Source organism: Priestia sp. AB, from assembly GCF_028369225.1.
In the GTDB taxonomy this organism is placed as follows: domain Bacteria; phylum Bacillota; class Bacilli; order Bacillales; family Bacillaceae_H; genus Priestia; species Priestia megaterium.
In genome coordinates, this window is sequence record NZ_JAQMYN010000001.1 from 995,427 (window position 1) to 1,014,026 (window position 18,600).

Genomic DNA, 18,600 nt, shown 5'->3' on the forward strand with positions numbered 1-18,600 from the left:
TCACAGTTGTAACTAAAATTGTTACATGTGCAGACAAAAGTAAAAAAGGAGGAAAAGAAATGAAAAGCTATCAGCTTGGAACGTTTTTACTTCGTCTTATGTTAGGGCTAACATTTTTTATTCATGGCCTTGGCAAATTCCAAAGCGGTATTGATAATACGGTCGGTTTTTTCCACAGCATGGGCATTCCTGCGTTTTTCGCTTATGCGGTTGCGGTTATTGAATTCGTAGGGGGAGCCGCTATGATTCTTGGATTTCAAACGCGTTTAATCGGTGTCTTGTTTGCGATTGTGATGATTGGCGCTATTTTTACAGCGAAAAGCGGTGCTGGTTTTACAGGCGGCTATGAGCTTGAGGTTGCCCTTTTTGTCGTTTCGCTTCATATGATTCTAGCAGGAAGCGGCGCGTACGCGTTAGACAACCGATTACACAAACCAGAAGAACATTATTCTTAAAAAGGTAGGCGCTATGCGCCTACCCTTTTTTGTAAAAAATATCCTTCTATCGATTCATTTTTACTAAAATATACAGCTATCATTTTTAAGAAAATTCGTATATATGGTACTATTTGGTCGTAGATGACTGCACAGTCATTCTATTTGAACGATACGGGGAGGTTTTAACATGAAAACCGAAAGAGAAAACGGAATTGTCCGTCAGGTGAATACAATTCAAACAAAAGAAGAGCGCTTTAATCCTTTTTCATGGTATGAAGAGATGAGAAACACCGCGCCTGTGCAATGGGATGAAGAAAGGCAGGTATGGGATGTTTTTCACTATGACGGGGTCAAAGAAGTGCTGGAACAAAAGAATATTTTTTCTTCTGATCGAAGACCTCCACAAAACCAAAGACAAACTGCTCTAGGAACGAGTCTAATTAATATTGATCCGCCTAAGCATGCTGAAATGAGAGCGCTTGTTAATAAAGCTTTTACGCCTAAAGCAATGAAAGCATGGGAGCCTAAAATTGCGCGTATTACAGCTGAATTATTACAAGAAGTTGAGCATCTTGAAGATATTGATATAGTCGAGCATCTGTCCTATCCGCTTCCGGTTATGGTAATTGCCGATATTTTAGGCGTGCCGATAGAAGATCAGCGTCAGTTTAAAGATTGGTCGGATATTATCGTAGCCGGTCCTTCTAATAACGAACGTGAAACGCTCGAAAAATTGCAGCAAGAGAAAATGAAAGCAAATGATGAGCTAGAAACTTATTTTTATCGAATCATTGAAGAAAAACGCACGCGTCCAGGAGATGATATTATCTCCGTGCTTCTTCAGGCAAAAGAAGAAGGGAAACAGCTAACGGATGAAGAGATCGTCGGTTTTTCTATTTTGCTGCTGATTGCTGGAAACGAAACAACCACAAATTTAATTTCAAATACGATTTATTGTTTAATGGAAGATAAAGCTTCTTTTGAACGACTCAAACGAGAGAAAGAACTTTTGCCTTCTGCGATTGAAGAAGTTCTTCGCTATCGTTCACCCGTTCAGGCTCTTCACCGAATCGTAAAAGAAGATGTGACTCTTGCAGGCAAGAAACTAAAAGCGGGCGAACACGTGGTTCCATGGATGGGATCTGCGCATCGAGACGCGGAGTATTTTGAAGACCCGGATGTATTTAAAATCGATCGAAAGCCAAATGTGCACATGGCATTTGGAAGAGGCATTCATTTTTGCTTAGGAGCACCCCTTGCTCGAATAGAAGCAAAAATTATGCTGGCCGAGCTGATTGACCGCTATCCGCAGATGGACTGGAGCCCGTCATTTGAGTTAAAGCCGATTGAAAGCACGTTTGTGTACGGATTAAAAGAATTATTGATTCGTAAACATGTATAAAAAAAGCACGCTTTGCGTGTTTTTTACTCTTTCTCTGCTTGAATTCTCGCTTCAGCAATTTTATCGGTATGATCATATCCCCATTTAAACATCAGCTCGATAATAGGGATGAGCGTTTCTCCAAAGGGTGTTAAATAATATTCTACTTTAGGCGGAACTTGTTTATAGACTTCGCGGTGGATAATTCCGTCGCGCTCGAGTTCGCGAAGCTGCAGCGTGAGCATTCGCTGCGTCACGCCAGGAATGAGTCTGCGCAGTTCATTAAAGCGCCGGCGTTCCTTCGATAATTGATACAAAATGACGCTTTTCCATTTACCTCCGACTACATCAACGGCTGCTTCCACAGGGCAAGAATAGCCGTGAGGCTCCCATTTCGTTAAGTCGTATTTCATAGTGATTACTCCTTTTATCAGTGAGTTCAGCTGCATTTGTGCTGTTTATACTATAGCACGTCTTATTTGATAAAAAAATGGAAATGATTCAGGGGATTATTGACGGAAAATTAAAAAAGTAATGGAAATAATTATGAGTTTGTTGTATGATGAAACTATGAAAATAACTTTTCTATTAAAAAGCGAAGTATTTTGAAAGCGCTTTATTTATAAAGAACAACAGGGGAAAGGGCGGAGGAACGATGAAAAGGTTTATCAAAGTAGAAAAAAGAAATCATGTGGCGGTTGTACGAATGAATCAGTCAATGCTTAATCGTTTGAACAGTGAAGTCATGTATGAGCTGCAAGAAACGATGAATGAGCTGCAGCACGATGGGTCGGTTGGATGTATTGTATTTATGGGAGAGTACTATAAAATGAACGGAGATCATAGAACAGCCTCTTTCCTACGTGAAGAAACAGGAAGGCTTTATCAGCCAATTCATGCAGTAGCAGCTCGAGCGATTTTTCAGCGTATTTCATGCAGCTCCAAACAAACGATTGCGCTTCTTACAAACTTTACGTTTGGCGGAGGATATGAGTTAGCTTTAGCATGCGACGTACGAATTGCGGAAGAACCTGTGCAGCTCAAGTTAACAAACGGCATGACCGTTAGTGCGCAAGAAGCGTGCAACATGGGCAAAGTGCAGCACATTGTGCAAAAAGGAAAAGGATTAGAATATTCACTTACGCTGAACGCATTAGAAAAGGAAGCTTAAAAAACGCTTTCACTTTATTTTTATAAAGTGAAAGCGTTTTTATTTTATTTTGTTGATAAAAAGGTATTGAAAATTCTGAAAAAAGGAGTAGAATGATAACAAATCTACTTATTTTAAATAAGCAAAGGAGCTGGTATCAATGCCATTCATTTTTAAAGAAGCGGTAGTCGGATTGTTTACAGCGGCAGCAGCAGGTTTACTGGCGTTTCAAGGGGTAGAAGTGGTGTCAGCCATCATTCATCTGCTAACTTTTTGGAAACAGTAATAGCTAATAAGTAGAGGAACGACCTATAAAGATAAGGGGCTTGAGATTTTCTCAGCCCTTTTTGTTGTGGAGTTCATTATTTTTCAGTATACTAACGGTGGAAATTAAGACATAATATGGTTACATAGCAGGGATTTACGAACTCAGTAGGGAAGTATGTAGACTCTGAAAAAAATAAACAACGATCGCTTTTACCCGGTAACAAGTTTTGTTATCGGGTAACGTGTGTAAGGGGTGTGGATAAGTGAAAGACAAAAATTTAACAGAAGAACAGCAGCGAGTTGATTGGGTAGTAGAAGAAATCAGCCAAAAAGCTGAAAAAATAGGTAAAAGCGTAGGAAACGTAAAAGGCGAAATTGTCGATTTGCGAAGCACGTTTTGGGACGATGTTACGGTTAATATGGATGAGCCAGATGACGTGATTGAGACATTTACGAGCATTAAGCAGCAGGCAGAACTTTTAGCTGAACGTGAAATTACCCATAGACAAGCGTATGATCAATTAAAAACATTAAAAAAACTAACGCAATCTCCTTATTTTGGGCGTTTTGATTTTATAGAAAATGGTGAAAAAGAAGCAGAAGCTATTTATGTGGGCGTGGGCTCTTTAATGGATCAAAAAGATGAAGAGTTTTTAATTTATGATTGGCGTGCGCCTATTTCGAGTCTTTATTATGATTATTCACCGGGAAAAGCGCAGTACGAAACGCCAGGTGAAGCGATTAAAGGCGAGATGAAGCTAAAGCGTCAGTTTATTATCGAAAATAGCGTAATTAAAAGCATGTTTGATACAGGAATTACTATTCGAGACGAGCTGCTTCAAGAAGTGCTCGGACATAATGCAAGCAGTCAAATGAAAAGTATTGTAGCGACCATTCAAAAAGAACAAAACCAAATTATTCGAAATGAAAAAAATAAAGTGCTGATCGTTCAAGGAGTAGCAGGGAGCGGTAAAACGTCTGCGGCTCTTCAGCGCGTGGCTTATCTTCTCTATCATCACCGAAAGCAGCTGACTGCAGAAAACATGATGCTGTTTTCACCAAATCCGCTTTTTAACAGCTACGTCTCAACCGTTCTTCCGGAGCTTGGAGAAGACAATATGAAACAAACAACGTTTCAGCAATATGCCGATGGCCGGTTAGGAAACGAGTTTGAAGTGGAGGACTTATTCGTTCAAATCGAATATTTGCTAACGGAAAAAGATGCCGCAGCAAAAAAACAAAAAATGCAGGAAATTCGCTACAAGGCAAGCCGTGAATTTAAAAAGCAGGTAGATGCGTATATCGAAGAACTGTCTACTAAAGACATCATTTTTAAAAACATTAAGTTCCGCGGCGAAATTGTTTTATCCGCTCGGCGTTTGCTGTCTTATTTCTATTCGCTTGATACGGTAATTTCCATACCCAACAGGATGCAGCTCGTAGCTGAGTGGGCGCTTAAGCTCATTAATCAGCTTGAAAAACTTGAGCGCAAAAAAGATTGGGTTCAAGAAGAAATTCAGCTCTTAGAAAAAGAAGATTATGTAGAGGCCTATCAGCATCTGCAGAAAAAGGAAGGCTATACGGAAAGCTCATTTGATGATTTCGACCGGGAACAAGCGTATTTAGCCAAAGCCGTTGTAGCTAAGAAAATAAAATTTATTAAGCAGGCGATCAAGCAGCTTAAATTTATCGACATTCGACGTATCTATATGCAGCTGTTTGAAAGGAGTCACCTTTTTCTACATGTAGAGGGATGGGAAGACACTGCTAAAAACACGGTGCAAAGAGTCATGAACATGAAGCTGTCTTATGAAGACGTAACGCCTTACTTATATATAAAAGATCAAATTGAAGGGCGCAAAGCCAATCCTGTCATTCGCTATTTGTTTATTGATGAAGCACAAGACTATTCACCGTTTCAGCTGGCGTTTTTAAAAGAGCTGTTTCCGCATGCCAGAATGACGCTGCTTGGAGACTTGAATCAAGCGATCTATGCGCACGCCTTGAACGCACCGACCATTCTTTCAAGCGAACTGTACGAAGAGAAAGAAGCAGAAACGCTGACTCTTACGAGAAGCTACCGATCAACACGTCAAATTGTCGAGTTTTCAAGAGATATGGTGGCAAATGGTCATTTAATCGAGCCGTTTAATCGAGACGGTGCGAAGCCAATCGTTACGGCTGCACATAACGTCCAAGATCTTCATGAGGCAATCATACACAAAATTAATGAATTGAAGCAGCAAAACTATAAAACGATTGCCGTTATTGCCAAAACAGCTGAGGAAAGTCTTCAGGCATTCCAAGCACTGCCTGAAGCGATGTCTGCAAGGCTGCTGACAAAAGAAACAAGTTCATTTGAAAAAGGCATGCTTGTTCTGCCAGCTTACTTAGCAAAAGGAATTGAATTTGATGCCGTCATCATTTACAATGCATCGAGTGAATGTTACCAGGATGAATACGAGCGAAACTTATTTTATACGGCATGCACAAGAGCAATGCATGAGCTGCACCTGTTCTCGCTTGGTGAAATCAGCCCGTTTATATCGAATAAAGAAACTTATGACTATCAAGGTCAATAAAAGAAGGCAGCCTACTGGCTGCCTTCTTTTATTGACCTTCAAAATGCAGCAAATACTTCACTAAATAAAGGCCTGAGTTTGTTTTTTCTTGAAGAGGAATAGTCAGGCATGTGACGTAATAATACCCGTTTGGAATGTCATAGCTTAAGGTTTCAGATAGGACGCTTTTGATTTCGATCCCATCGCTTTCGACGTGAAAAGGAAGGCGAGTGGTCTTTTCAGCCTTTGATGCGTCTAGAGTTTCGTTTACCCATACTTCAATAATGGCTCTTGTGTTTGATACGGCTTCAAATGAAATAGCTTTATCGTCTGCGACATATCCTTTTTGAATATCTTCATCGCTCCAGTCGTGATGGGGCTTTGGCTGTCCTTTTTGAAACAGCGTAAACTGATGATAAGACATGGTTAGCTCTTGTTCTTTCCATTTTGTTTTCATGATTTCACCTCTTCAAAGTAAAGCTTGTTCTGCTATTATTGAACGATAAATTGTACGCGTGTACCATCTGGATACTGTTCTAACTGATTTCCAACCCATGAGCCGGCTCCACGGTTATCAGAAGGTGAAATATAGCGAATGTCAGCTCCTGCTCCGCCTTCTTCGCACATAGCCATTGGCCATTCATCACGGTCATAACCTGTTTTTGTCGGATATCCTTTCAGGGATTCTTCTCGGTTCGCTTCAGCACCGTCGCGATCAATTGTGCAAACGGAAGAGTGCCCAGCGGCAATCGCGTCACGAATATGATCACCCGTTTCAGGATATCGGTCTAACGGAAAATAAAGTGTCGCATCATAATTTACTTCAGCTTCCGTTTTTTCAGGAGCTAAAAAAGCTCCATGTCCCATAAACCCTAAAATACATGCCATGATGAATAGACTTGCTATTAATTTTTTCCCGTATGTAGCCATCTCAAACCTCCAGTGTAAGTCGTTTTTACAGCTTAACTATACTCTCAGATTGCTAAGTTTAGATTACAAGACAATAAATACGGTGTAAACAAGTATTAACATTTATGTTAAACTTCCTTTACTTGACATCATACCCTGATAGGTATAAAGTTGTGTATACATTTACTTCTTGCGTACAGCTTAAAAGCAAGAAGCGCAATCATGCATGAGCGGAGGTAGTAGTATGATGGAATATGATAAGCAAGTTAAAAATCGTTTAAAACGTATTGAAGGTCAGTTAAAAGGTGTCTTAAATATGATGGAACAAGGAAAAGACTGCCGTGACATTGTGACACAGCTCTCAGCAGCCAGAAGCGCAATTGATCGCACGATGGGTGTTATTGTCAGCACCAATCTTGAACAATGTGTAAGAGAAAGTATTGAAAAAGGCGAGAATACCGAAAACTTAGTAAAAGAAGCAGTAGAGCTGTTAGTAAAAAGCAGATGAGACATTCGTTTCATCTGCTTTTTGCTTTTATTGTACGCTGCTCATAAGGATAAAAACCGCTGTTCCTAAACACAATACGGATAGGAACAGCGGTTTTTAGGTTTATCTCGTTTTAAGAACAGGAAAGATATATGGAGAGAAAGGAGGAGGTCAAGGTGAGTGATGACAAAAAGTCACCAGCATATAATCATACGGAAATTCATCATAAAATTGAGGCTTCTCCAAAAGCGCCGGGAATCAAAGCCGCTTTTCGCTTTAACCACGCTTCTTCTCCGTGGGTAAGAGGAATCAGCTCAGGCTTGTCTTCAAGCCTGCCGATTTTGATAGGGATTTTGTTTGATCATTTGCAGTACGGACTCATTGCAAGCATTGGCGGCTTTACATATTTGTATACAAAAGATGAGCCTTATGCGCAGCGTGGCGTTAAGTTATTTTTAGCTTTGCTTGGCGTTACACTGTGCTTTACACTCGGCTCGTTATTTGCTGACGTAGCTTGGATGAAAACTATTTTATTTGGTGTTATTGGAGCTGTATCGGTTTATGTTTTCGGAGCGTTAAAAATTCCAGGACCTTCTGCCATGTTTTTTGTCCTTTCATTTGCTGTGAGCACGAGCATTCCAGCGCCGAATTTGCAGGCTGTTTTTTTGCACGCAGGACTCGTTTTTTTAGGAGGGACACTATCTTGGTGTATTAGCATGAGCGGCTGGCTTATTAACCCGCGCGGACCTGAAACTGCCGCTGTGGCGAAAGCGTATAGGCAGCTAGCTTCATTTGTCGGGTCTCTTGGTACGGAATCGTTTCACGCCGAGCAGCATAAAACGGTTGTCGAGCTTAGAGCAGCGGAAACAGCGATGAAACAAGCGAAAATTAATCGAAAAAAATCATCGTTTGCGCATCGTCTGTTTTTATTAAATCAAAAAGCCGAAGGGCTGTTTATCTTTGTGATGGCCGCTGCGAACGATTTTAATCCAGCTGTTTCTAAAAAAGCACAGGCGGTGATTGAAACGTTCGCAGCGGAAATGGCCACGTTAAAAAAGCATAAAAAAATTCGAGACGTTCGAGAAGAAATTGAAGAGCTGTCCATCAAAGAAGAGCTGCGTACATTGCTATTGGATGTAAATGACGTTCTTCAAATGAAAGAATTAAAAGAAACGGAGTATATTCAATTTTCACAAGGCAGCGTAAAAACACGGTTAAAAGCTGCTTTTCACAAACGTTCGTATGTGCTTAAAAATGCTTTGCGCTACGGAATTATTATGATCATCGCCGCAGCCGTTGCCTACACGACAAATATTCCAAGGTCTTACTGGATTCCGCTTACGTGCGCGGGAGTGATGCTTGGAGCAACCGTTCGTGCAACGGTTCAGCGAGGTATTCAGCGCTCTGTCGGAACCATTTTAGGTATTTTAATTGGAACCGGGATTCTGATGCTTGAACCAACGGGAATCGTCATTGCGCTCATTGTCTTTGTGCTTCAGTCGACGATTGAAATTGTAATCGTCAAAAACTACGCGCTCGGCACGCTCTTTATCACACCGAATGCTCTTTTAATTGCTGAAAGCGGTCATCCGGATAAAGCGATTAGCTACTTTACGTCTGCTCGAGTGATTGATATTGTCATTGGTTCTGTTATTGGAGTGGTCGGCACGGTATTAATTTTCAAACGAGCTTCTTCGCTTCGTTTGCCATATTTACTTGGAGATGTGATACGAAAAGAAGGACAGTTTTTAGAAATGCTAAGCACCGAACAAGATGAAGAAAGAATTAAACGAGAAAGAAATAAGCTTCAAGGAGAACTCGTTAATCTTCGGGCGCTGTACGATAATGTGATTGGAGAATATTCTAAAACGGCCGTCAAACTAGAAGGGTTGTGGCCTGCAGTTGTCGCTACACAGCAGTTAGGCTATATGCTTCTTGCTTCGTTTGAAGGATATGAGCTGTCAGAAACGGAGAAACGAGAGCTTCAGGAAACATTTGCTCAGCTAGCTGCAGCAGCTGAGCAAAAACGAGCGCCAAAGCTTTCAAGTGTTCCGACCCTGAAACACTACCCTATTATTCAAGGAGAAATCGTCGCTTTATATGAAAGTCTTCAGGTAGAAATATAAAAAGCACGGAACCCAGGGGCTCCGTGCTTTTGTTTTTACATATCCACAACTTCATTTACCGTTTTATTTACATCGTCACGCGTCATTTTTTCTTTTCCTTTCATCAAGGCGTTTAATGTTCCATCAGCAAGCGCTAACGGAATTTTACAGAAATGAAGGATCGGAAGCGATTTGACATCTTCTAAATATTTCTTTCCTAGTGAAAGATTGCGGCGAGCGTAGGCAAACATATCTTCTCTGCTCCAATTGTTAGGAAAGAAGCTGACTCCGCGCTCTGAATCTTCCGAGGTATTACGCAGGATATTAACAGACTGCAAGCCGCGTCCAAACGCAATGGCTAATTCTTTGTCTGTTTCCGTGCCGTCATACCATTTCCAAATGTCATTAAGCATCACACCTACTAGACCAGCTACGTAGAACGTATAGTCATCTAAATCCGCTTCATTTTGAATATGCCAGTCTTTTTCTACCCAATCGGCCATTCCTTTGGCCATAATAGAAGTTGCATCTAATACTTGATCTGCAACTCCAGTCGGACAAAGCGCAATCCAGTTGCCGAGCTGAAGCGTTACGTCAGGTAAATCAGCTTGATAAGGACCTACTAATGCCATGTACTCGTCTTCGTTAAAAGACTTTTTTAACAGGTCACTAATGGCGTAAAGCAAGCGGCTTTTTACACCGGCTTCTAGCTCAGGGTGATCTTCAATTTCATCAATTGCCCTCATACATAAGTAAGCAGATCCTACTGCATCCTGCAATTCTGCCGGCAAGTGGCTAATTGGAATAAAAAATGTTCGGCTTGTTTCTTTTAACATCACCATTGCGTTGTCGCGTAATTTGTTGGGTACACTCATTGATAACTAGCTCCTTTTTACATATCCACATGTCAAATTAGTTTAAGTTTTCATCTTATATACTATAGTAACAAAAAATGAGCATTTAATGGAGTTTAAAGATTACTTATTAACGATATTGTCATTATTTTGTAGTATTTGAACAGAGAAACTTGTAACATATACAAATTTACACTACGATAATACTCGTTCATTCTTCGTTTTACAGAAATAAATGGTTTATTTTTAAGAAAATTGCTGTCATGCTAATGAATTAAATGAGCTTTTAAGAGAGTATTCAACAGTGGGTTATACATAATATATAGGACAATACAGAGGTGAATGTATGAAAATTTTAATTGTAGAAGACGATGATAAAATATATGAATTAGTGAAAGAGAAATTTGAACAGTGGTCATTTGAAGTGGCTGGAGTAGAAGACTTTCAAAAGGTAATGGAAGTATTTATTGGAGAAAGCCCAGAGCTTGTTATTTTAGATGTGAATTTGCCTGTATATGACGGGTTTTACTGGTGTCAGCAAATACGTACGGTTTCAAAAACTCCTATCGTCTTTCTTTCCTCTCGTGAACATCCAATGGATATTGTTATGGCAATGAATGTTGGGGCGGATGACTATATTCAAAAGCCGTTTAACTTGGATGTTCTTGTTGCTAAAGTGCAGGCGCTTCTGCGCAGAACGTATTCATATGGAGACACGGTTTCAGACGTTATCGAGTGGAACGGCGCGGTGCTAGACCTAAAAAAAGGAAGTTTGCATTACAACGATCAAGAAATTCATTTAACGAAAAATGAATTTTTTATTTTACGGCTTCTTTTGGAAGAACGGGGCAAGATTGTATCGCGAGAAGAGCTTATGCGAAGGTTATGGGAAGATGAGAAATTTGTAAGTGACAATACGCTTTCTGTCAACATCACACGCATTCGCACCAAGCTGGAAGAAATCGGGCTGAATGATAAAATTGTGACCAAAAAAGGCCAAGGATATTTGGTGAATTAAGATGTGGAAAAGTTTTTTAAGAGAAAGACTAAGCTGGATTTTATTTGTTCTTATATGGCTGAGTGTAATCGATGCTCTGCTGCTGCTTGAGTATGATATTAAGGTATCATCCACTTCGTTTTGGTATTTGAATCTTTTAACGCTGTGTCTGCTGATTCTGTTTCTTTTATGGAGAGGAGTAAAAGAAAGAAGATTTCTAAAAAAGTTGAGCTTAATGCTGCGGAATGATGCGTACGATTTGCAAGAAATGCAGCAATATGTTCGAACAAAAGCAGAAGAAGACATGCTGAGTTTGCTGCAGCATATAGATCGTGTGTATCGCAGACAAACTCATGCTCTTCACGTACAGCAGCGAGAGCAGCAGGAATATGTAACGACTTGGGTTCATGAGATCAAGACGCCGCTTACTGCGATGAAGCTGCTTATTAATGCTCATCGTACAGAGCTTTATAAATGGCCTTGGCTAAAGGATATTGAAGATGAGTGGATGAAAATTGACGGATTAGTAGATCAGAATTTATATTCTGCACGCCTGCAGTACTTAGAAAAAGATTATCAGGTGCAGGCAGTGTCGCTAAGCGAACTTGTTTTTCCAAACGTTGCGTACTTCTCAAAATGGTGTATTGAAAAGAAACTGCATATTGATGAAAAAAATCTAGACATACTGGTGTACACTGATTCAAAGTGGATGCAGTTTGTTGTGAGGCAAGTGCTGTCTAACGCCATTAAATATAGCCCTCTAGAAGGAAAGCTTTCTTTTTTTAGTGAAGAAACGCCAAAGTACGTAAAGTTATTTATCGCTGATCAAGGAAAAGGGATTCCAACTCAAGATCTTCCCCGAGTTTTTGAAAAAGGATTCACAGGAAATGCGGGAAGAAAAACGAAAGGAGCTACGGGGCTAGGGCTGTATTTTTCAAAAAAAATTACAGATGCTCTTGGCCATCGAATAGAGGTGAATTCACTTTTACACGAAGGAACCACGGTGATTCTGACCTTCTACAAACCGAATTCTTTTGATAACCTTTCAAAAATGTAAGATTGCACGCTGAGATTGTCATCTGCTTCAAACGAATCTTTCCTTGTTTCAAAGTAAGATAGAGCTATACACAAGGAGGGAACGTACATGAAGCGAAAGTGGATTAGCCTCTTAGCTCTGCTTTTGGTTGTAGGAGCAGGTATAGGAGGAATAAAGATTTATCAAAACGCCGCAACGGAGCATCAATACGGGATTATCCCAAAAGAAGCAAAAAAAGTGGATGAGTATGGACGAGTTCAATATACAATTTCAGTGATAAACGAAAAAGGACAAACAACGTTTCAAACATTTACAACGATTAAACAGTTAAATGAAGGAACGGTTATTGACCTTTTCGTTCGAGGCAATGAAGTTCGGAAATATGACATTATAACAAAGAATGAGCTGCCGCAGCGAGTGAAAAGCATGTGGCCTACAAAAGAACGAAAGGAGGAGGAAAAGTGAGCATTGTTCTTGAAGGAAAAAATGTAACCAAAACGTTTGGATCAAGAGGAAATGTATACGAAGCGCTAAAAGGAATTGATTTTACAATCGAAGAAGGAGAGTTTGTCGGTATTATGGGACCATCTGGAGCGGGAAAAACGACGCTGATGAACATTCTTTCAACGATTGACCGTCCCACCGATGGCGAAATATGGATTCAAGGAGAAAACGTGGCGCTCATGAAAGATAAGAAGCTGTCTGCTTTCAGACGCAATCATTTAGGGTTTATTTTTCAAGATTATAATTTATTGGATACGTTAACGGTAAAAGAAAATATTCTTCTTCCGCTTACGGTTATAAAAATGTCTAAGAAAGAGATGGAAGCGAAGCTTAAAGACACCGCAACGCGACTAGGCATCTATGAGCTGGCCGATAAGTATCCGTATGAGATTTCTGGCGGACAAAAACAGCGCGTTGCAGCAGCGAGAGCAATGATTACGAATCCAGCCGTTATTTTCGCCGATGAACCTACCGGAGCTCTTGATTCCAAAGCTGCTTCAAGCCTGCTTGAAAAGCTGTCGCAATTAAATCAAGAAGACCGTGCCACGATTATTATGGTGACGCATGATCCGCTGGCTTCAAGCTACTGCAGCCGCGTGCTGTTTATTAAAGACGGACAAATTTACACGGAGCTGTTTAAAGGCGAACAAAAGAGACAAGCATTTTTTAAACGGATTATGAACATTCAAGGCGCATTAGGCGGTGAAGGCTATGACCGTATTTGATCTTGTTAAAAAGAATATGTGCAAAAATATTAGCCGGTACAGCCTTTATTTCTTTTCAATGATTTTTAGTATTATTGTGTACTATGTGTTTGCTACGCTTCAGTACGACCAATCGATTTCAAAGGTTATTGGAGAAGAGCTGAGGCTGCAGGGCATTTTTAATGCTTCAAACTACGTTCTGCTTACCTTTATTGTTGTCTTTATTTGGTACACAAACTCATTTTTTATCGGGCAGCGTAAGAGAGAGCTCGGGCTGTATCATTTAGTCGGCATTGAAAAACGTACGATTGGAAAAATGATTTTTTATGAGAATATGCTGCTGGGGATTTTTTCTCTGGTGGTCGGTATTTTACTAGGTACCGTGTTTTCAAGGCTGTTTGTGCTGTTTTTACTAAAGCTTATGGGACTGTCGCTTTCGATTACGCTCACATTTTCTTTTCAAGCGGTTTTAAAAACAGCCGTAGTGTTTTTGATTGTTACCATTTTTATATCGTTTCAAGGCTATTTTATTATGTACCGCTATACGCTATTAGATCTGTTTCAAGCAGAAAGCAAAAGTGAACGCGTAAATAAAATGAATTCAAAGCGATCAATTGCAGTGGGAGGACTGGGTATCTTACTCGTTGGCTACGGATACTACCTTTCATCGGGAAACATTGTGACACCTAAGTTTTTTCTAATTGTAGCCGTTGTACTGTTCTCGGTCATTTTCGGTACATTTTTACTTTTTAAAGCCACAATTGAGTGGCTGATGGGGCTTTACCGAGAGCATGCAAGCCGATATTATTCGTTTGCAAATATGCTAAGCGTTTCTACTATGATGTATCGAATTAAAGCAAATGCACGAGTGTTAACCCTAATTACGATTTTGTCGGCTACTACACTTGTAGCAGTTGGTGTGACGTATTCCTCGTACTATAATACAAAAGCCGACGCCAGAAGCATGCAGCCTTATGACTATACGCTGCACAGCAAAAAAGCAGCGGAAGATTTTATGAAAGTACTGCGTGATTTAGATATCCAATCAAATCAGTATGTGTATCATATCGTGAAGCACTCTGCTGATTTATCGGATTTTCGATTTATTACATCGGGCTACTATAAAGATAGGGAACAAATCAGCTTTTTAGATGAAGAAGAAGTACGAAAGAATGGCGTTTCGGTCCCTGCGCTAAGCGCAAACGAAACCGTTATTTTTGATTCAATGGCAAAAGGAAAAGTGTTTAAACCTAGTACAGGTAAAACCGCAGCTGTGGAGCTGAACAAATCAGAACAGCTTGCTTTAAAAGTCGTTAAATCCGAGCCTTTGCTCATTCTTGATTCTGACAGTGCCGGCTATCAGTTTGTAGTCAACCACGATACATTCAACAAGCTTTTAAAAGCTGGACAAAAGCAAGCGGTGTACGTATTTAATACCGATGATGGAAACAAACAAAATGAACTTACTAAGAACTATCATCAAATCGCAAAAGAAGCTGGCGAAAGCCGTACTTCATACTATGATGTGTTTCAGGCAGGCTTAATGAGTAAAGGATTGTTTATTTTTATTGGAGGGTTTTTAGGGCTCGTCTTTTTGATGGCAACGGGCAGTATTATTTATTTTAAGCAAATCTCCGAAGCCGAACAAGAGCGCAAAAGATTTGAAGTTCTGCGTAAGCTTGGGTTTTCAGTGTCTCAAATGATGAGCGCCGTTCGAAAGCAGCAGCTGTTTACGTTTGGTTTGCCTTTAGTAATTGGCATCTTGCACAGTCTATTTGCGCTGAAGGTCATTACGAATCTAACCGGTGAAAGTCTGATAGTCCCTGTTTTAATAGCGGATGCAGTATACGGGATTATTTATTTCTTTTTCTACTGGCTGACAATGAATTACTACCGAATGGTAATAAAGCGACTGTAAAGAAAAGACTGTTTCGATCAAAGAAACAGTCTTTTTTTGTTGGGAAAATAAAAGGTATGGAGTAATGAAACCCTGAATATAAAAAAAGGGTATATAAAAAGTAGAGAGTTGTATTGGAGGGGAAAATGTGAAAGCAGATGCTGTATTTGAAGGGGGAGGCGTTCGAGGAATTGCATTCACGGGTGCGATTGAAGCGATGGAAGAAAGCAATGTAGAATGGCAGCGTCTAGCAGGTACGTCAGCGGGAGCGTTAATTGCGGCACTTTTAGCGAGCGGCTATAAAAGCGGTGAAATTCGCAGAGAGCTTCAAAACATGGACTATGCTAAGTTTCGCGGGAAAACGATCATTAACCGAATTCCTCTGATTGGAAACTTGATTGAACTGATGGTTCATTTAGGCTTTTATAAAAATGATTATTTGGAAAAATGGGTGTATGGTCTGCTGCGTGAAAAAGGAATCGAAACGTTTGCGGATTTGCCGGCAGATAAGCTGAAAATTATTGCCTCAGACATTTCGAACGGACAGATGCTTGTGCTGCCTGACGACTTGCCGCGATATGGAATGCAGCCAAGCGATATGAAGATTTCACAAGCCGTGATGATGAGTGCGTCCATTCCTTTTTTCTTTCGTCCCGTCATCTGGAAATCCAAAGGGTTCAAGAGGTCATACATTGTCGATGGAGCGCTTTTAAGCAATTTTCCAATTTGGCTGTTTGATACGGAGCATCCGCGTTTCCCGACGTTTGGTTTTCGATTTGTAAAAGAAGAAATTGATACAGCCGCTATTATTCCGACGCCAGTTCATCTATTTAAAAGTATGTTTACCACGATGCTGCAAGCTCATGATTTGCGGTATTTGAACGAGGAGACAAAAGAACGAACGGTGCAAATTCCAACGGGGGTGATTACGGCAACGGATTTTGCCTTAAAGGAAGAAGAAATTGAATTTTTATATGAATCTGGTTATATATCAGCAAAGCGCTTTTTAGAAAAGTGGGATTTTGAACAGCATAAAATGAATCGGACCGGACGGCAGCTGACAAGAAGAAAGCTCCCGTAACAGGAGCTTTTCTACGGCTGTTTTAAAATGTTGACTTCAACAGCTTCGCCTTTTGCCGGAACGGAATACTGAACGCTTTTGTCTTTTTTGAGCCATGCTTTAACGAGCTGTCCTTTTTTGTATGTTTGATCATCCGAAACTTTTACATAAATAGGCTGTACATCGCTAGAACCAAGTATTTCTTTTGTTGTATAGTCAAGCGCAGTATCTCGCGGAATGACGTTTGCAATAAGAATTTCATCCCGTTTCACTTCTAAAATGCGCCCTTGAACTAAATAGCCGGCCGGCTTTTTTGACTGCTCGGCGTTATCAGAACAGCCGCTTAAACAAATAAAAAAGAGAAGAAAAAGTGCAGTTGATTGAACGGTAAACTTCATAAATTCTCCTTTCCGTTTCAACATGACTACCATTATAACGCGTTTGACCATTTCTTTTCCAGTTTTCGGAGAAAGCAAGAGGTAATCGTTGACGTTATTTCAGCACGCATGATATGTTTTAACTCATAAACGCTATTTTTACTAGAAGTCACGCTTAGTACGGGAGGTCCTTATATGGATGTTACCTTTTTAACCAATGTTATTCGACATATATTAGAACGAGATAATTTTGTCATTGACTTTGAAGAATCAGATGAACAAAATATTCACTTTTGGCATCGAGACGAGCCGTTTCGCCTTTTTATTTCAGAGCAAACGGAAAGTTATTTAGTATGGACCGTTTTTGAAGATGAAAAGGAACAGTGGAGCGGAAAAACATTTCTCCAAGAAGTGACGAATACGTGTAAAGACTGCAGTGAGCCAATCGCGCACTGGATTTATAAAGATGGAGGCAAAGCAGGTTATTGCGATCATTGTCTTCAAACGTTTGGAAATGCGTATTTTACAAATGCTGATGATATCAAGCAAAACCTTCATTTAATTGACGGTTCTATTTGTTTTATTACCGATGAAACCGGAAGCGATTGGTGGATTGCATATGAAGGATTCAAACGAGTAATTGCAAGATTAGAAGGAAATCCCGATCAGAAAGTCGAAATGTACAAGCCCGAATATCCGGTCTTTAAATGGGAAATACATTTTCTAACGGAAAACAATTCTGCTAGCTTTAAGTTCAAAGATGACTTTGCATCTGGAATTGTACCGAAGGGAAGAATACTCTAACATCCTTGTTATAAGGATGTTTTTTCTTATAATGGGAAGTTTTTTTGAAAAAGATAATTAATTTAGGTTAAAAAGAAGGAATTAAAGGGTAAAGAATAGAAGATATATCACTATAGGAAGAATGGGGGAAATAATTATGACAACTACAACAAATTTAACACTGGGGTACAAAATGTACACGATTGATTTTAGCCGTCCAACGCAGTCTAACGAGGCACTGCTGGATTTCTTTAAAGATGTGCAGCACAGACAGGGAAATAATGCAGAAAGCTTTTCTAAAACATTAATGGAAATCGAAGAAATCAAAACAAAATATGTAGATCATGAAATCGTACTGCTGGCTAAATCGCTTGAACAGCAAATAAGCCGCTCAAATGCAGAAAAACTTGAGGTCTGATAATCACCAGAAATGGTCGATTTATCAGACCTTTTTTATTTCTATCGATGTAGCACTTTATACTTGGCTAAAGGGCAGCCAAGTATAAAGTGCTAGACGTATGCGGAAGTTGCCCTCCCTTGCGGGCTGCCAACTTCCGCATAGGTGGACCTTTTTGGGGAAATCCAAGGGGACTGACTGAGAATCCGGTAGTGTGGCTTTTAGGCTGAAGAGAGAATTCTGTACATTTTAAAGAATGTTTGATTTTATCAAAAGTTGTAGATGAATAGACTATCAAGTCGTTGGAGGCGTTGTATGGTTGGAATTTGCAGCTGGAAGTGTGCAGTGAGTGGAATAAGTATTGCGAGTGTCTACAGTAAGCAGCCGTCGTGGCAGCGGGAGTGTTATTTGGTGACACCTGGTAAAGTTTATTATGAGTCGTGCTATCAAGGGTACGGAGAGTTTGCGGGAATGGATATTTTTTGTTTGATGAGAGAAAGCGGAGCGGAGAAAGAAGACAGTGAAGGGGTAGCGGCTTTTAAGCCTAAGATTGTGCTGGCGAAGTATTACAGCGGACAGCGTTATGAAGAACTGCCGGAATCAGAGCCGTGTCCGTACGGAGGCTATTTTTTTGAAGGGTGGAAGGAAGGATAGCGAATATACATAAAAGCTGTAGAGATATCTCTACAGCTCG

Annotated in this window: 21 protein-coding genes; 16 read left to right on the forward strand and 5 right to left on the reverse strand. The window is 40.2% G+C overall.

Annotated elements, in window-relative coordinates:
• Window positions 1-59: 59 nt before the first annotated feature.
• On the forward strand, window positions 60-455 hold the full coding sequence (locus tag POF52_RS05090) for a DoxX family protein (protein WP_098526152.1): 396 nt from the start codon (window positions 60-62) through the stop codon (window positions 453-455).
• A gap of 169 nt (window positions 456-624) precedes the next feature.
• Window positions 625-1,839, forward strand: a complete 1,215-nt coding sequence (locus tag POF52_RS05095; RefSeq protein WP_043978453.1) for a cytochrome P450 — start codon at window positions 625-627, stop codon at window positions 1,837-1,839.
• Window positions 1,840-1,862: 23 nt separating this feature from the next.
• Here the strand turns inward: POF52_RS05095 and POF52_RS05100 are convergent, their stop codons facing one another.
• On the reverse strand, window positions 1,863-2,231 hold the full coding sequence (locus POF52_RS05100; protein ID WP_013084552.1) for a winged helix-turn-helix transcriptional regulator: 369 nt from the start codon (window positions 2,229-2,231) through the stop codon (window positions 1,863-1,865).
• A 242-nt stretch (window positions 2,232-2,473) separates the two neighbouring features.
• Here POF52_RS05100 and POF52_RS05105 point away from each other — a divergent pair, with 242 nt between their 5' ends.
• The 3 genes from POF52_RS05105 to helD all read left to right on the forward strand — a co-directional run bounded on the left by POF52_RS05105 (window position 2,474) and on the right by helD (window position 5,817).
• Window positions 2,474-2,989 (forward strand): enoyl-CoA hydratase/isomerase family protein, encoded by a 516-nt coding sequence (locus POF52_RS05105; protein ID WP_176583236.1) that lies wholly within the window; start codon window positions 2,474-2,476, stop codon window positions 2,987-2,989.
• Between the two features lie 139 nt (window positions 2,990-3,128).
• Entirely contained in the window at window positions 3,129-3,254 is a 126-nt protein-coding gene (locus POF52_RS05110) for a hypothetical protein (RefSeq protein ID WP_016765178.1), read from the forward strand.
• A 244-nt stretch (window positions 3,255-3,498) separates the two neighbouring features.
• On the forward strand, window positions 3,499-5,817 hold the full coding sequence (helD, locus tag POF52_RS05115) for an RNA polymerase recycling motor HelD (protein WP_271990353.1): 2,319 nt from the start codon (window positions 3,499-3,501) through the stop codon (window positions 5,815-5,817).
• 28 nt (window positions 5,818-5,845) lie between these two features.
• Here the strand turns inward: helD and comJ are convergent, their stop codons facing one another.
• Window positions 5,846-6,253, reverse strand: a complete 408-nt coding sequence (comJ, locus tag POF52_RS05120) for a competence protein ComJ (RefSeq protein WP_271990355.1) — start codon at window positions 6,251-6,253, stop codon at window positions 5,846-5,848.
• 35 nt (window positions 6,254-6,288) lie between these two features.
• A complete protein-coding gene (locus tag POF52_RS05125) occupies window positions 6,289-6,663 on the reverse strand; it encodes a NucA/NucB deoxyribonuclease domain-containing protein (protein ID WP_234943548.1) in 375 nt (124 codons plus the stop codon).
• Between the two features lie 289 nt (window positions 6,664-6,952).
• On the opposite strand from POF52_RS05125, the gene POF52_RS05130 reads away from it, so the two are divergent.
• Both POF52_RS05130 and POF52_RS05135 read left to right on the forward strand, forming a co-directional pair.
• Window positions 6,953-7,213 (forward strand): metal-sensitive transcriptional regulator, encoded by a 261-nt coding sequence (locus POF52_RS05130; protein ID WP_013058561.1) that lies wholly within the window; start codon window positions 6,953-6,955, stop codon window positions 7,211-7,213.
• Window positions 7,214-7,368: 155 nt separating this feature from the next.
• Window positions 7,369-9,318: an FUSC family protein gene (locus tag POF52_RS05135; protein ID WP_271990360.1), complete on the forward strand. Its 1,950-nt coding sequence runs from the start codon at window positions 7,369-7,371 to the stop codon at window positions 9,316-9,318.
• 35 nt (window positions 9,319-9,353) lie between these two features.
• Here the strand turns inward: POF52_RS05135 and POF52_RS05140 are convergent, their stop codons facing one another.
• Window positions 9,354-10,172 carry a squalene/phytoene synthase family protein gene (locus POF52_RS05140; protein WP_013058559.1) on the reverse strand — a complete coding sequence of 273 codons (819 nt, stop codon included), beginning with the start codon at window positions 10,170-10,172 and terminating at the stop codon, window positions 9,354-9,356.
• A 325-nt stretch (window positions 10,173-10,497) separates the two neighbouring features.
• Between POF52_RS05140 and POF52_RS05145 the strand changes: the two genes are divergently transcribed.
• The 6 genes from POF52_RS05145 to POF52_RS05170 all read left to right on the forward strand — a co-directional run bounded on the left by POF52_RS05145 (window position 10,498) and on the right by POF52_RS05170 (window position 16,370).
• The gene (locus POF52_RS05145) at window positions 10,498-11,169 is read left to right on the forward strand and encodes a response regulator transcription factor (RefSeq protein ID WP_271990366.1); all 672 of its coding nucleotides are present in this window, start codon (window positions 10,498-10,500) and stop codon (window positions 11,167-11,169) included.
• Between the two features lies 1 nt (window position 11,170).
• Window positions 11,171-12,205, forward strand: coding sequence for a sensor histidine kinase (locus POF52_RS05150; RefSeq protein WP_271990369.1), 1,035 nt, complete (start codon window positions 11,171-11,173; stop codon window positions 12,203-12,205).
• Between the two features lie 87 nt (window positions 12,206-12,292).
• A complete protein-coding gene (locus POF52_RS05155) occupies window positions 12,293-12,649 on the forward strand; it encodes a DUF1093 domain-containing protein (protein ID WP_271990372.1) in 357 nt (118 codons plus the stop codon).
• On the forward strand, window positions 12,646-13,413 hold the full coding sequence (locus POF52_RS05160) for an ABC transporter ATP-binding protein (RefSeq protein WP_271990374.1): 768 nt from the start codon (window positions 12,646-12,648) through the stop codon (window positions 13,411-13,413). The genes POF52_RS05155 and POF52_RS05160 overlap by 4 nt, the downstream gene beginning before the upstream one ends.
• A complete protein-coding gene (locus POF52_RS05165; RefSeq protein ID WP_271990377.1) occupies window positions 13,400-15,310 on the forward strand; it encodes an ABC transporter permease in 1,911 nt (636 codons plus the stop codon). The genes POF52_RS05160 and POF52_RS05165 overlap by 14 nt, the downstream gene beginning before the upstream one ends.
• Window positions 15,311-15,437: 127 nt before the next feature.
• Window positions 15,438-16,370: a patatin-like phospholipase family protein gene (locus POF52_RS05170; RefSeq protein WP_128819944.1), complete on the forward strand. Its 933-nt coding sequence runs from the start codon at window positions 15,438-15,440 to the stop codon at window positions 16,368-16,370.
• 11 nt (window positions 16,371-16,381) lie between these two features.
• Here the strand turns inward: POF52_RS05170 and POF52_RS05175 are convergent, their stop codons facing one another.
• The gene (locus POF52_RS05175) at window positions 16,382-16,747 is read right to left on the reverse strand and encodes a DUF3221 domain-containing protein (RefSeq protein ID WP_034649615.1); all 366 of its coding nucleotides are present in this window, start codon (window positions 16,745-16,747) and stop codon (window positions 16,382-16,384) included.
• Window positions 16,748-16,921: 174 nt separating this feature from the next.
• Between POF52_RS05175 and POF52_RS05180 the strand changes: the two genes are divergently transcribed.
• The 3 genes from POF52_RS05180 to POF52_RS05190 all read left to right on the forward strand — a co-directional run bounded on the left by POF52_RS05180 (window position 16,922) and on the right by POF52_RS05190 (window position 18,560).
• Window positions 16,922-17,530 (forward strand): hypothetical protein, encoded by a 609-nt coding sequence (locus tag POF52_RS05180; RefSeq protein ID WP_271990382.1) that lies wholly within the window; start codon window positions 16,922-16,924, stop codon window positions 17,528-17,530.
• Between the two features lie 136 nt (window positions 17,531-17,666).
• Window positions 17,667-17,927, forward strand: a complete 261-nt coding sequence (locus tag POF52_RS05185; RefSeq protein ID WP_016765166.1) for a hypothetical protein — start codon at window positions 17,667-17,669, stop codon at window positions 17,925-17,927.
• 294 nt (window positions 17,928-18,221) lie between these two features.
• Entirely contained in the window at window positions 18,222-18,560 is a 339-nt protein-coding gene (locus tag POF52_RS05190; RefSeq protein WP_013058549.1) for a hypothetical protein, read from the forward strand.
• The last annotated feature ends 40 nt before the right edge of the window (window positions 18,561-18,600 follow it).

Bases quoted from the DNA above. Each gene is read 5' to 3' on its own strand.
- POF52_RS05090 (WP_098526152.1), top strand. From the start codon at position 60: ATGAAAAGCTATCAGCTTGGAACGTTTTTACTTCGTCTTATGTTAGGG.
- POF52_RS05095 (WP_043978453.1), top strand. From the start codon at position 625: ATGAAAACCGAAAGAGAAAACGGAATTGTCCGTCAGGTGAATACAATT.
- POF52_RS05100 (WP_013084552.1), bottom strand. From the start codon at position 2,231: ATGAAATACGACTTAACGAAATGGGAGCCTCACGGCTATTCTTGCCCT.
- POF52_RS05105 (WP_176583236.1), top strand. From the start codon at position 2,474: ATGAAAAGGTTTATCAAAGTAGAAAAAAGAAATCATGTGGCGGTTGTA.
- POF52_RS05110 (WP_016765178.1), top strand. From the start codon at position 3,129: ATGCCATTCATTTTTAAAGAAGCGGTAGTCGGATTGTTTACAGCGGCA.
- comJ (WP_271990355.1), bottom strand. From the start codon at position 6,253: ATGAAAACAAAATGGAAAGAACAAGAGCTAACCATGTCTTATCATCAG.
- POF52_RS05125 (WP_234943548.1), bottom strand. From the start codon at position 6,663: ATGGGACATGGAGCTTTTTTAGCTCCTGAAAAAACGGAAGCTGAAGTA.
- POF52_RS05130 (WP_013058561.1), top strand. From the start codon at position 6,953: ATGGAATATGATAAGCAAGTTAAAAATCGTTTAAAACGTATTGAAGGT.
- POF52_RS05140 (WP_013058559.1), bottom strand. From the start codon at position 10,172: ATGAGTGTACCCAACAAATTACGCGACAACGCAATGGTGATGTTAAAA.
- POF52_RS05145 (WP_271990366.1), top strand. From the start codon at position 10,498: ATGAAAATTTTAATTGTAGAAGACGATGATAAAATATATGAATTAGTG.
- POF52_RS05150 (WP_271990369.1), top strand. From the start codon at position 11,171: ATGTGGAAAAGTTTTTTAAGAGAAAGACTAAGCTGGATTTTATTTGTT.
- POF52_RS05155 (WP_271990372.1), top strand. From the start codon at position 12,293: ATGAAGCGAAAGTGGATTAGCCTCTTAGCTCTGCTTTTGGTTGTAGGA.
- POF52_RS05165 (WP_271990377.1), top strand. From the start codon at position 13,400: ATGACCGTATTTGATCTTGTTAAAAAGAATATGTGCAAAAATATTAGC.
- POF52_RS05175 (WP_034649615.1), bottom strand. From the start codon at position 16,747: ATGAAGTTTACCGTTCAATCAACTGCACTTTTTCTTCTCTTTTTTATT.
- POF52_RS05180 (WP_271990382.1), top strand. From the start codon at position 16,922: ATGGATGTTACCTTTTTAACCAATGTTATTCGACATATATTAGAACGA.
- POF52_RS05185 (WP_016765166.1), top strand. From the start codon at position 17,667: ATGACAACTACAACAAATTTAACACTGGGGTACAAAATGTACACGATT.
- POF52_RS05190 (WP_013058549.1), top strand. From the start codon at position 18,222: ATGGTTGGAATTTGCAGCTGGAAGTGTGCAGTGAGTGGAATAAGTATT.